Source organism: Kaistia terrae (genome assembly GCF_026344005.1).
Taxonomy (GTDB): Bacteria; Pseudomonadota; Alphaproteobacteria; order Rhizobiales; family Kaistiaceae; genus Kaistia; species Kaistia terrae.
This window is the reverse complement of sequence record NZ_JAPKNH010000002.1, coordinates 44313-57004: the sequence shown is the minus strand read 5'-3', so window position 1 is coordinate 57004 and position 12692 is coordinate 44313. Positions and strand designations below refer to the sequence as shown.

Sequence of the window (12692 nt, the reverse complement as noted above, 5' to 3'; positions counted from 1 at the left end):
AAAACCCGCGTCTACTCGGTCTTCTTCAGCTTGTAGGCGGTGATGTTGCCTCCATTGTGCAGCTGGATTTCCCAGCCCGCGACCTTCTTGCTGCGGGCAAGCGGGATGCCCGTATCGACCAGGTAAATCTGCGGCGGGTTCTCGGCCATGATCTCGGACAGCTCGACGAGGATCGCCTGCCGGCGCGCCGTGTCCTCGGCCTTGAGGTGCAGGCCCTCGGTGACCAGCTCGTCGTAACGCTTGTTGGCGTATTTGAACGAGTTCTGGAACGAGCTGCCATGGTTCATCAGGTTGAGGCTGTAGAACGGGTCGGCGAAGGCCGGCAGCTCGAGATAGAGCATGGCGTCATAGTCGCCCTTGAAGAAGCGCTCGGAGAAGGTGCTGCCGCTGGCGACGAGCTCGATCTCGGCGGCGATACCGATCTGGCGCAGCATATCCGCAAGGAACACGGCCTCCTGTTCGGCATGCGAGCCAGGACGGGTCGGGCTGATCGTCAGCTTGATCGCGAAACCATCGGCATAGCCGGCTTCGGCCATCAGCTTCTTCGCCTTGTCGAGATCATAGCCGATGTAGGGCTTCAGACCCTCGACGCCGTAATCGGCGTGGATGCCGGAAACGGCCGGCTTACCGAAGCCCTTGAACACACCCTGCACGAGGGCATTGCGATCGATCGCATAGGAAATCGCCTGCCGTACCAGCGGGTTGGCCAGCCGTTCGTCCTTGTAGTTCAGAAGCAGGGTGTCGCGCGCGCCGCTGACGCAATTGACGACATCGACCGTGTCGCTGTCCTTCAGCTCGGCATATTCCTGGAACGGCAGCAGAGCGGCGAAGTCGATCTCGCCGCTGCGCAAGAGCTGCGAGCGGGTAGCGCTTTCCGGCACGCCCAGCACGATGAGGCTATTGCCATTGCCGCGATGGGCGGTGTCCCAAAAATTCGGGTTCGGCAACATGGTTATGCGATTGCCGGGGACAAAGCCCTGCTCGGTGATCACCCACGGACCGAAATCGGCGGAATTCTTGGCGAGCCAAACCGCAGCCAGCGGATCCTCCGCGGTCGCGTGGCTCAACACTTCCTTGCTGTCGTAGATCTGGAACTGGCTCCAGTGGAAGATCACGAGGTCGAAGATCGTCGTCTTGTCGACATGGACGCGGATGGTCTTCGGATCGACGATCTCGACCGGGTCATCCTTGCGATAGGAATTCATGTCGAAGGCGAGGAAGCGCAGGACGCTCGACTGCTTCAGGCCGCGATCGAGACTCCATTTGACGTCCTCGGCGGTCATCTCGTTGCCGAAAGAACTTTTGACGCCCTGGCGCAGCTTGAACTCGATGAACTTGCCATCCGGATCAACGCTCCAGGATTCCGCCAAGTTCGGCCGCAGATTGGTCTGGACGTTGGGCATCTGGCCACAACCGCCATTCGACAGCTCGGAGACATCGAACTGCAGCAGCGAGGAAGCCTGCTCGTTGGCGATGAAGCTGGAGGTCTCACCCTCGTATTTCGTCTGGTGGTCGAGCTGTTGGGGAACCGAGGGCACCGCCTTGATGATCGGAACCGGGGATAGGTCCTGAGCGGCGACCAGTGCGCTCGCCGATAGCCAAAGACCCACGGAGAGCAACGCCGAAACGGAGGCGCGCGCACAGAATCCGGACGTGCGTGTCATGAAGCTTCCCTCTGGTTTTATCGAGATTTCAAGCCAGCAACCCAGACGGAACGCCATCCGACGGACACAGCCTTACCTCATTGGAGTCAAGTATTTGTCCGGACAAATGTCTTTGTCAACCCGCGAACCAGCTGTCCCGCCTGCCCAGACGCCCCGTCGGGCCACGTCGGGCGCGCGCGTCCCGCGTCCTGTAGCGAGGATCGACTGTCGCCCAAACGGATCGCATCCGCGCTCAGCGGAAGTTCGGCTTGCGCTTCTCGCTGAAAGCGCGAAACCCTTCCTGGAAATCCGGGCCGGTGAAGCTGGCGTCGGCGATTTGCGCCGCCTCATTCGGTGTCGCGGCACCGTCATCGACCAGCATGTTGACGATGGCTTTGGCGGCGCGGATGGAGGTTTGCGACAGCAGCGCCAGATCTTGCGCATAGGCGCTGACGACGCCGTTCAGCTCGTCCGGCGCGATCATGCGGTCGATCAGGCCGATGGCGAGCGCTTCCTCCGCCGGCAGCATGCGGCCGGAGAACAAAATGTCCTTGGCCCGCGCCGGGCCGACCTTCTCCACCAGCTGCGCCGTGTCGGCATAGCTGTAGGCGAGGCCGAGCCGGGCCGGCGTGATGGCGAAGCGCGCGGCCGTCGAAGCGAAGCGCAGATCGCAAGCAAGCGCGATACCGCAGCCCCCGCCCACGCAGACGCCGTCAATGACGGCGATCACCGGACGGGCAAGATGGCGAAGCGCCGCCTGCCCTGCCCGCACCGCCGCATTGTAGGCTTCCGTCCTGCCCGCATCGGAATAGACGCTGGCAAATTCGGTGATATCGGCGCCGGCGCTGAAGGCCCGCCCTCCCGCGCCACGCACCAGCACGACTCGGATGGCCTCATCCGCTTCGATCGCCGCCACCGCCTCCGGCAGCGCCTGCCACATGGCGGACGAGACGGCGTTGTGCTTCTCCGGCTGCCTGAGTTCCAGGGTCACGACCGGCCCCTGCCCGATCAGGCAAAGCTGGCCGCCGGCGAAGCTGCGTTCATCCGTCATTTCAACGCTTCCAACATCGCCGGCACCGCCGTGAACAGGTCTTCTTCCAGACCATAATCGGCGATCTGGAAGATCGGTGCATCCGGATCTTTGTTTACGGCGACGATGATTTTGGAATCCTTCATGCCGGCGAGATGCTGGATCGCGCCGGAGATGCCGAGCGCAATATAGAGTTCGGGCGCCACGACCTTGCCCGTCTGGCCGACCTGCAGATCGTTCGGCGCATAGCCGGAATCGACCGCCGCGCGCGAGGCGCCGACAGCAGCGCCAAGCTTGTCCGCCAGGGGCGCGAGGACGGCGTCGAATTTTTCCGCCGAGCCGAGCGCACGCCCCCCCGAGACGATGATCCGCGCGGAACCAAGTTCCGGCCGGGTCGACGTCGTGAGATCCGCGCCCAGAAATTGGGATGCCGCGCTCGCGCCGGGTGCGGTGATGGCCTCGATCGGGGCTGAGGCGTCGCCGCTCGCGGTCGCGGTGAAAGCGGCGCCCCGAATGGTCATGACCAGCTTCGGCTCGCGCGAGCGCACCGTCTCGATGGCGTTGCCGGCATAGATCGGTCGCTCGAAGGTGTCGGGCGCCACGACGGCGGTCACTTCCGAAATCTGCATGACGTCGAGCTTGGCCGCGACGCGCGGCAGAGCGTTCTTCATCGCGGACGAAGCCGGGGCGGCGATGACCGCGTAGCGATCGGCAAGTCCGACGACAAGCTCGGCCAGCGGCTCGGCCAACAGGTTTGCGAGCGTGGCGCCATCGGCAACGAGCACCTTGGCGACGCCGTCAAGCCGGGCTGCCGCCTCGGCAATGGCGTGGACATTCTCTCCGGCGACGAGAATGTCGACGGGGTGGCCGACAAGGGCTGCCGCCGTCAGCGCCTTCGCCGTCGCGTCGCCCAGCTTTGCGCCGTCATGGTCGGCGATGAGAAGCGTTGCCATGGTCAGAGGACTCCTGCCGTCTTGAGTTTTGCCACGAGTTCGGCCGCCGAGGCGACCTTGATGCCGGCCTGGCGTCCCGAGGGTTCGCGCGTCGCCACCACTTCCAGCCGCGGCGTGGCATCGACGCCGAGCGCTTCCGACGTGGTCTCGTCGAGCGGTTTCTTCTTCGCCTTCATGATGTTGGGCAGCGAAGCATAGCGGGGTTCGTTCAGGCGCAGGTCGGTCGTGACCACGGCGGGGAGCGCCAGCCGCACCGTCTGCAGGCCGCCATCGACTTCGCGCGTCACCTCGACGTGCTCACCATCGACGGCGACCCTGGAGGCAAACGTGCCCTGCGGCCAGTCGAGCAGCGCCGCCAGCATCTGGCCTGTCTGGTTGCTGTCGTCATCGATCGCCTGTTTGCCGAGGATGACGAGGCCGGGCTCCTCCTTCGCGACGATCGCCTTCAGCAGCTTGGCGACGGCGAGCGGCTCGATCCGGCCTTCCGCCTTTACCAGGATGCCGCGATCGGCACCCATGGCGAGTGCGGTGCGGATCGTTTCGGCGCATGTCGCGCTACCGATCGACACGACGATGATTTCCGTCGCTTTGCCGGCTTCCTTTAGCCGAAGCGCTTCCTCGACGGCGATCTCGTCGAACGGGTTCATCGCCATCTTCACATTGGCAAGCTCGACGCCCGACCCATCGGGCTTGACCCGGATCTTGATGTTGGCGTCGACCACCCGCTTCACGGGCACGATGATCTTCATGGCATGCAATCCATCTTCTGCGGAGGAAATGGGCCCTCCCGACGCCCGGTGCGCGAGAGGGCGATGCGGCCTCAGGCCGGGATGCGCGTCTCGCGCGGCAAGGGCTGGCGGCCCAGGATCATGTCGGCCGCCTTTTCGGCGATCATCATGGTGGGAGCCGAGGTGTTGCCACCGATGAGGGTCGGCATCACCGAAGCATCGACGACGCGAAGGCCCATGACGCCGCGCACCTTCAACTCGGCATCGACCACCGAGCGTTCGTCGCCGCCCATGCGGCAGGTGCCGACGGGATGGAAGATCGTGTTGGCGCCGGCCCGCACCCAGGCGTCGATGGCATCGTCATCGGCAAGGTCGGCCGCCAGCGGGGAAATCGCGCCGGCATCGTGGCGGGCGAGGACCGGATTGGCGCCGATCCGCTGGGCAAGACGGACGCCGTCGCGCATGCACCGGCGGTCGGCGCTGGCGTCGAGATAGTTGGGATCGATGGTTGGCGGCTGGGTCGGATCGGCGCTGGCGATCCGGACTTCGCCCCGGCTTTCCGGCCGGAGCTGGTAGAAATTGATCAGATAGCCGTGCTGCCCCTGGCCCGCCCGCGTCGTCTCCAGATTGAGGCCGGGGACGAAGGTGATGTGGATGTCGGGAATGTCGAGTTCGGGCCGGGTCTTCAGGAAACCGCCGGCTTCGAGCGGGATCGACGTCGCCGGCCCCTTGCCGAACAGCAGGGCCTGCAGGCCGGCCAAGGCGGCGCGGTCGGGCCGGAACATCGAATAGAGGGTGATCGGCTCCTTGCAGCGATATTTCAGATAGACGCCAAGATGATCCTGCAGATTGCGGCCGACCTCCGGGTTGTCGACACGCGGCTCGATGCCAACGTGCTTCAGAGCCGCCGGATCACCGATGCCCGAAAGCTGCAGCAGTTGCGGCGAGTTGATGGCGCCGCCCGACAGGATCACCTCGCGCTTTGCCGAAACGGACATGGCCTGTCCGTCGCGTGAAAGCTCCAGTCCGGTGGCGCGGCCATTCTCAAGGACGATTTTGGTCGCCAGCGCCCGGGTCCAGACGGTCAGGTTCGCGCGCCCCCGCGCTGGTCGAAGAAAGGCCGTCGCCGTGCTTTCGCGCCGGCCGTTGCGGATGTTGAAATCATAGAGGCCGAGGCCTTCTTGGTCGGGTCCGTTGAAATCGTCGTTGGCGACGAATCCCTCGCCAATTCCCGCCTTCAGGAATTCGCCATAGAGCGGATTCTCGCCCTTGGCCTTGATGACGGCCAGCGGCCCCCCGGTGCCATGATAGGCATCGGCCGAACGTTCCAGATGGCCTTCCGAGCGGCGGAAATAGGGAAGGATGTCGGCATAGCTCCAACCCGGCAGACCCCGATTGCCCCACCCGTCATAGTCGGCGCGGTGGCCGCGCATATACATCATGCCGTTGATCGAGGACGAACCGCCCAGCACTTTTCCGCGCGGCCAGTTGATCGCGCGGCCTTCGAGGTGTGGCTGCGGCGTCGTCGCGTAGTTCCAGTTGATCGACTTCCAGAAATAGATCAGGCCGGAAACCATCGGCACCTTGATCAGCGGATTGCTGTCCTTGCCGCCCGCCTCCAGCAGCAGCACGGAATGGCGGCCGTCTTCCGAAAGCCGGTTGGCCAGTACGCAGCCGGCGGATCCGGCGCCCACGATGATGTAGTCGAAGCTCTCGGTCATTCCGCTCGCCTGCTCAGAAAGGAAATTCGGCGCCGTTCATGGCGATGGCCTGGCCGCTGACATATTCCGCATCGTCGCTGGCAAGCCAGGAGACGGTGGCGGCGACATCGTCGGGCGTTCCGAAACGCCCCCACGGGACGGTGGCGCGAAACCCTTCAATTACCGCATCCGGCGACTTGCCCGTGACCTTGGCGAAGCCGGAAGCAATTTCGCCCCAGAACGGCGTCTCGATATGTCCGGGCACATAGGTGTTGGCGCGGATCCTGTGCGGGGCGAGTTCCACCGCCAGCGACTGCGTCAGCATGATGATCGCCGCCTTCGAGGCGCAGTAATGCGAGAGGTTCGGCACGCCGCGCCGGCCGGCGCCAGAGGCGGCATTGATGATGACTCCGCCACGGCCCTGCGCGATCATCTGGCGCGCCGCGGCGCGCGAGCCGAGGAACACGCTGTCGACATTGATGCCGACCACCCGCTGCCATTCGGCGAGCGTCATGTCGACGACGGGGCCGACGGCGATGACGCCTGCATTGCAGACCATCACGTCGAGGCCGCCGAATGTCGCCGCCGTCTTGGCGACGGCATGGTCGACGGTCTTCTCGTCGGTGGCGTCGCCGACAAGGCTCAGGAAGCGGTCGCCAACACCCTCGCGCTCGACCTTGGCAAGATCGAGCACCGCAACCGAAGCTCCCTCGCCCAGAAAACGCTCGACGATGCCGAGGCCGATGCCGCTGGCGCCTCCGGTGACGAGGACGCTCTTGCCGGAATGGCGGCCTGTATCGCGGATCATGTGGAGCTTCCCGTGCCGGCGTCGCGATATTGCGGTCCGCGCGCGGCGGGGATGGCAAGGATCGCGGGATCAAAGGGTTTGAGCGAATACCCGTCCGGCTGCGGGGCGCGCGCCGCATAGCCCGAGGTTTCCTCGACAGCGGCGAGCACCTGCGGATGAACGTAATAGAGGCTGTAGAGCGCCACCATGAACGGGTCGAAGGTCGAAGCAGCGTCGGCCTCGATGTGCCGGATGCTTTCCACCTGCTCGTCCTTCGGCATCGCGTCGAAGGTGGCCGGAAGCGCCTCGACCATGCGGGCAGCCATGGCGCCAAAGCGCTCGTGGATCGTCATGGCTTCAGCCAGATCGAGCTGGCTTGGCCGCGGAAAGGTGCCGTCGCCGGGAATCAGGATATCGAGCAGGTGGGTCAGGGGCGCGCTCATGCCGCCACCTCGACGCCGCGGCGCGCCGCGATCAGGCGATCCGCCGCCCGGAGCGCCAGGGCCTGGATTGTCGGCGTTGGGTTCAGCGCCGCCGAGGTCGTGAAGACGGCGCCATCGACGATCATCAGATTGGGCACGCCATGGGCGCGGCAATCGCCGTCGACGACGCTGGCGTCCGGGTCCGAGCCCATGCAGGCGGTGCCGAGCAGATGGAAACCGGCATTGACGACCAGCCGTTCGGCCCGGACCGCGACGGCCCCGGCTTCCTCGAAGGCACGCGTGGCGCTGCCGATGCCGTGCTCGATCATGTCCCTTGTGTTCTGGTCGAGGCTGTAGGTCATCTTTGGCGCGGGAATTCCCCAACGGTCGGCGAGCGTGTCGGACAGCGTGACGCGGTTGTCAAGGCGCGGCAGGTCTTCCGTCGTCACCGTCAGGCTTGCCGTACGGGCAAAGGTGTTGCGGAACGTCTCGTGATGGCGCTCGCCCCAGGGCACGCGCGGCAGGTAGCCACCAACTGCCGTGCCGACGGGACCATTGGAGCGCACGAGCTGCATCTGATAGCCGCGAACGAAACCGCGCGCGGCATCCGTCTCATAGAAATGCTGGCAAAGGATCGACACGGCGAACGGTCCGGCATAGCCGTCGATCGCCTCGTCGAAGGTGCCGGTCACCATGCCCGTCGGGTGATGCATGAGGCGGCGGCCGACGAGGTCCGTGTCGTTGGCGATGCCGTTCGGAAAGCGCTTCGATTTCGACAGAAGCATCAGCCGCGCCGTGCCGAGGCCGTTGGCGGCGAGCGTCACGACATGCGCCTTGTGGCGGCGGGCGATGCCGTCGCGGTCGTAATAGGCAACGCCCGTGGCGCGGCCCTGGTTGTCGGTCTCGATCTCGAAGACGCGTGCGCCGGTGACCAGCTTCGCCCCGGCCCGGATCGCCTGCGGCCAGTAGGTGACGTCGGACGAGGAGCGCGCGCCGCTCGGGCAGCCGAGGTCGCACGGGCCGCAATTGTTGCAGCCGCCACGTCCCTCGCCATAGGGCTTCGAGTTGATCGCGACATCGCAGGGCCACCAGTGCCAGCCGAGCCGGTCGAAAGCGCCGGCCATGCGTTCGCCGCCCCGACCCAGCGGCAGCGGCGGCATCTGGCGGGCGAGGCGCGGCGGATTGCCGGGGTCGCCAGCCATGCCGGAAACGCCCATCATCCGGTCGTTTTCTTCGTAGTAGGGCGCGAGATCCTCGTAGGAGATCGGCCAGTCGTCGCCGACGCCGTCGAGCGTTTTCACCCGGAAGTCGGACGGGCGGAAGCGTGGGAAATGCGCGCCCCAGAGAATGGTCGAGCCGCCGACCGCATTGTAGAGGAACGGCTTGATCGCCGCCTCGCTGTCATCGACGGGATAATCGACGGGGTTCTGACGCACGTTCGGATTAGGGTGGTGGCTGGTCTGGCGCGCCACTTCCCAATCGGTACGGAAGCTCGGCACCTCGTCATAGCGCACCCAGTCGCCCTGCTCGAGGCAGGTAACCTTCAGGCCCGCGCGCGCCAGACGCCAGGCCACGGCCGCGCCGCTCGCGCCCGCGCCGACGATGACGACGTCATCGATGGTCTCGGTCATGCGTGCGCTCCTTTGAATGCGGTGATCTCGCCGGCGGCTGCGCGCCAGCAGCGCACCTCCTGGCCGGTATCGACAGGTTCCAGCGTCTGCGGTGTCGACCGGCAGGCCTCCACGACATGCGGGCAGCGCGAGGCCAGATAGCAGCCGATCGGCAGGTCGATCGGGCTCGGGATCTCGCCCTCGAGCGCCGCGGGAATGACCTTGTCGACGCGGCGATTGGTCGGATCGGGGAACAGATGCGCGGAGAGAAGCGCCTGCGAATAGGGATGCTGCGGGCGGGAGAACACCTGCTCGACCGTGCCGGTCTCGACGATCTGGCCGAGATACATGACCGAGACCTTGTGGCAGAGATAGCGGACCGTGGTCAGGTCATGGCTGATGAACAGATAGCTGATGCCGAGTTCCTTCTGCAGGCGGACCAGCAGTTCGATCAGCCCGACACGGGCGCGCGGCGACAGCACCGAGGTCGGCTCGTCGAGCACGATGAACTCGGGATTGCAGGCAAGCGCCCGGGCGATGTTGATGCGCTGGAGCGCTCCGGCGCCGAGGCCGCGCGGCTTGCGGTCGAGCAGGGTTCGATCGAGGTCGACGAGATCGATGAGCTCTTCGGCCCGCTTGTTCTTGTCAGCCGCCGAGAGGTTCGAATGCAGGTCGAGCGGCTCGCACAGGATCCGGCGGATCGTCCAGCGCGGATTGAGGCTGTCGAACGGATCCTGGAAGACGATCTGCAATTTGGAGCGATAGCGCCGCATGTCGTTCGGCGGCAGCTTCACCAGATCCTCGCCGTCGAAGACGACGGATCCGGAGGTGGGTTCGAGCAGGCGCAGCAGGCAGCGGCCGACCGTGGTCTTGCCGGAGCCGCTCTCGCCGACCAGGCCGAGCGTCTCGCCCCGCCCGATGGAAAGCGAGACCTTGTCGACGGCCTGGATCGTCTTCTTGGTATGCTGGACCGCGAAGGTCTTGCGCAGGTCCCTTGTCTGGAGCAGCGGCTTGACGCCACCTTCCGGCAATTCCAGGCCCAGCGACGAGCCCCGCTCGCGCTGCAGCTTCAGGATCTGCTGGCTGTAGGGATGCTGCGGATTGGCGAAGAATTCGCGCACCGGCGCGTCCTCGACGATCCGTCCCTCATGCAGCACCAGCACGCGGTCGCAGTAATTGGCGAGCGTGCCGAGCTCCTGGGTGATCAGCAGGATGGCCGACCCCGTCTGCTGCACCGTGTTCCACATCTCGTCGAGGAACTGCGCCTGGATCGTCACGTCGAGGCCGCTGGTCGGCTCGTCGGCGATCAGCAGCTTCGGCTTCGACGACAGCGCCATGGCGATCAGCGCGCGTTGCGCCATGCCGCCGGAAAGCTCATGCGCGTAGGAATCGGCCCGGCGCTCGGGATCGTTGATGCCGACCATGCGCAGCATGTCGATCGCCTTGCGCCGCAGTTGCTGTCCCGAAGCAGCGTTGTGCGCCTGATAGGCATAGCCGATCTGCTTGCCGATCCGGAGCATCGGATTGAGCGAGGAACGCGGGTTCTGCACGATGATTCCGATGTCGCGGCCCCGAATTGCGCGGATCTCGGCGTCGGGAAGCTTGAGCAGGTCACGGCCGTCGAACTCGACCTTGCCGCCCAGGATCTTACCGGGCGCACGAGCGAGACCGAGCAGCGCCAGTGCGGCGGTCGACTTGCCGCTGCCGGCATCGCCGATCAGCCCGACCACCTCGCGCTCGCGCACCTTGAAGGAGAGCCCGTCGACCGGCTTGATCATGCGGCCATCGACGGGATAGCCGACAACGAGGTTCTCGACCGAGAGAACGGTTCGCGCGGTGGTCGGCTCGATCATCGAAGAGGCCTGAAGGGCGGCAGCCTCAAGACGCGTCATAGCGGCGCTCCAGGGCGTTGCCGAGCACGGCGAAGCCGAACACGGTCAGGGAAATCGCAATGCCGGGGAAGACGGACGGCCACCATTCGCCCAGGATGATCTGGTTCGCGCCCGTCGAGATCATCAGTCCCCATTCCGGGGTGGGCGGACGCACGCCGGCGCCGACGAAGGAGAGGCCGGCGGTGAGCAGGATGGCGAAGCCGATGGTGACGGAGGCCTGAATCAGCGCCGGCGTCAGCGAATTGGGCAGGACGTGGCGGATGGCGATGCTGAGCTCGGTATTGCCGAGCGCCCGCGCCGCCTCGACGAAGCCGCGCACCTTCTGGCTCATCACCTCGGCACGGGTCAGGCGGACATAGATCGGCGTGTAGACGAAGGCGAGCGCGATGACGATGTTGGTGGTCGAACGCCCGGCCAGCGCCACCAGCACCATCGCCGAGATGAACACCGGGAAGGATTGCATGACGTCGGAGACGCGCATCATCAGCTCGGTCGCCGTGTTGCGGTAATAGCCCGCGATCAGGCCGAGGAAGACACCCAGCAGCAGCGAAAGACCGTTGGCGACCAGCGCGATGACGAGATCGGTGCGCGGCGCGGCGATGACGCGGGAGAAAACGTCGAAGCCGGAGGCATCCGTGCCCATCCAGTTCGGCGGCGCTTCGAGCGTGCCGGAGATCCAGGCACTGAACAGGCCGGGGATCTCGGAAAGCGACGGCGGCGGCACCGATACATTGGGCGTCGTCAGCGTGGGGTCATAGGGCCCGATATAGGGTCCGACGACAGCGAGCGCGACGACGATGATGACGATCGTCAGGCCGAGGCCGAACAGCCAGTCGCGACGTCGGCGCGGCAGAAGGTCTGACTGGGAGAGAGCGTGCTGGCTGGACATCAATAGGCAATCCGGGGGTCGATCGCGGCGTGGATCAGATCCAGCGCGAGATAAACGACGAGCGAGATGGCGGTAATCACCAGAACGACGGCCTGGATCGCGGGATAGTCGTAGTTGAGCACGGCGCTGATCGCGTATTGGCCGATGCCGCCGAGCGAGAAGACGCTCTCCGTCAGCACCGCGCCGCTCAGCATGAAGCCGTAGAGGATGCCGATCAGCGTCATCGACGGCGCCATGGCGGCGCGCAGCGCATAGCGGGCGACGCGCGCCCTCGGCAGGCCGGCGCAATTGGCGTAGAGCACGAAGTCGGACTGCAGCGCGCGGGCCATGTTCTGCCGGACCATCTTGATGATCGGACCGGAGAGGATAAAGGCCATGGTGAAGACCGGCAGCATCAGGTGATGCAGCGCCTCGACGAAGATATCGAACTGGCCCGCGATCAGCGCATCGATGGTCATGAAACCGGTGACGACATCCGGCGGGCTCGACATCGGCGACAGACGGCCAAGCGGCGCCGGGGCAATGCCGAGCTGGAAGAAGAACAGGTAGACGAACAGCAGGCCCCACCAGAATTCTGGCTGCGAGCCGGCGAACAGCGAATAGACGAAGACGCCCTTGTCCGCCTTGCCGCCGGGATTGAGCGCGCCGAACATGCCAATCGGCACGGCGACGGCCAGCGCCAGGATGAAGCTCAGCGTCACCAACTCGATGGTGACAGGAAGATAGGCGGCGATCTCAGTGGTGACCGGAGTGCCGGTGACCCAGGAGACGCCGAGCGAACCCTGCAGCAATCCGGGCGCGATGTCCGGTTGAAAACCGAGATAGGTGGCAAGCTGCGCCAGAAGCGGCCGGTCGACGCCGAGCTGCTTGGCGGCCTGCGCATAGGCCTCGGCGCTCGAATTCATGCCGACGAGACGAGAGACGGGATCGGCGGGCAACAGGCGGATCAGGAAGAACACCGCAATCGTCAGCCCGATGAGCTGGATCAGCCCGACAGCGAAGCGCTTGGAGATATATCGAAACAACACGGGCCGACCC

The 12692-nt window shown here is 65.4% G+C and carries 11 protein-coding genes; all 11 read right to left on the bottom strand.

Going from position 1 to position 12692, the window contains the following annotated elements; genetic code table 11:
- Window positions 1-11: 11 nt before the first annotated feature.
- A complete protein-coding gene (locus OSH12_RS05455; RefSeq protein ID WP_266342512.1) occupies window positions 12-1664 on the bottom strand; it encodes an ABC transporter substrate-binding protein in 1653 nt (550 codons plus the stop codon).
- Between the two features lie 232 nt (window positions 1665-1896).
- Window positions 1897-2694 carry an enoyl-CoA hydratase-related protein gene (locus tag OSH12_RS05450; protein WP_266342511.1) on the bottom strand — a complete coding sequence of 266 codons (798 nt, stop codon included), beginning with the start codon at window positions 2692-2694 and terminating at the stop codon, window positions 1897-1899.
- The gene (locus tag OSH12_RS05445) at window positions 2691-3626 is read right to left on the bottom strand and encodes an electron transfer flavoprotein subunit alpha/FixB family protein (RefSeq protein ID WP_266342510.1); all 936 of its coding nucleotides are present in this window, start codon (window positions 3624-3626) and stop codon (window positions 2691-2693) included. Before OSH12_RS05445 ends, OSH12_RS05450 begins: the two co-directional genes overlap by 4 nt.
- A gap of 2 nt (window positions 3627-3628) precedes the next feature.
- The gene (locus OSH12_RS05440) at window positions 3629-4375 is read right to left on the bottom strand and encodes an electron transfer flavoprotein subunit beta/FixA family protein (RefSeq protein ID WP_266342509.1); all 747 of its coding nucleotides are present in this window, start codon (window positions 4373-4375) and stop codon (window positions 3629-3631) included.
- A 71-nt stretch (window positions 4376-4446) separates the two neighbouring features.
- Window positions 4447-6075 (bottom strand): GMC family oxidoreductase, encoded by a 1629-nt coding sequence (locus OSH12_RS05435; protein ID WP_266342508.1) that lies wholly within the window; start codon window positions 6073-6075, stop codon window positions 4447-4449.
- 13 nt (window positions 6076-6088) lie between these two features.
- Window positions 6089-6862: an SDR family NAD(P)-dependent oxidoreductase gene (locus OSH12_RS05430; RefSeq protein WP_266342507.1), complete on the bottom strand. Its 774-nt coding sequence runs from the start codon at window positions 6860-6862 to the stop codon at window positions 6089-6091.
- Window positions 6859-7284, bottom strand: a complete 426-nt coding sequence (locus OSH12_RS05425; RefSeq protein WP_266342506.1) for a hypothetical protein — start codon at window positions 7282-7284, stop codon at window positions 6859-6861. The genes OSH12_RS05430 and OSH12_RS05425 overlap by 4 nt, the downstream gene beginning before the upstream one ends.
- A complete protein-coding gene (locus OSH12_RS05420; RefSeq protein WP_266342505.1) occupies window positions 7281-8894 on the bottom strand; it encodes a GMC family oxidoreductase in 1614 nt (537 codons plus the stop codon). The genes OSH12_RS05425 and OSH12_RS05420 overlap by 4 nt, the downstream gene beginning before the upstream one ends.
- The gene (locus OSH12_RS05415) at window positions 8891-10765 is read right to left on the bottom strand and encodes a dipeptide ABC transporter ATP-binding protein (protein ID WP_266342504.1); all 1875 of its coding nucleotides are present in this window, start codon (window positions 10763-10765) and stop codon (window positions 8891-8893) included. Before OSH12_RS05415 ends, OSH12_RS05420 begins: the two co-directional genes overlap by 4 nt.
- Entirely contained in the window at window positions 10752-11654 is a 903-nt protein-coding gene (locus OSH12_RS05410) for an ABC transporter permease (RefSeq protein ID WP_266342503.1), read from the bottom strand. Before OSH12_RS05410 ends, OSH12_RS05415 begins: the two co-directional genes overlap by 14 nt.
- A complete protein-coding gene (locus tag OSH12_RS05405; protein WP_266342502.1) occupies window positions 11654-12682 on the bottom strand; it encodes an ABC transporter permease in 1029 nt (342 codons plus the stop codon). The genes OSH12_RS05410 and OSH12_RS05405 overlap by 1 nt, the downstream gene beginning before the upstream one ends.
- Window positions 12683-12692 lie beyond the last annotated feature (10 nt).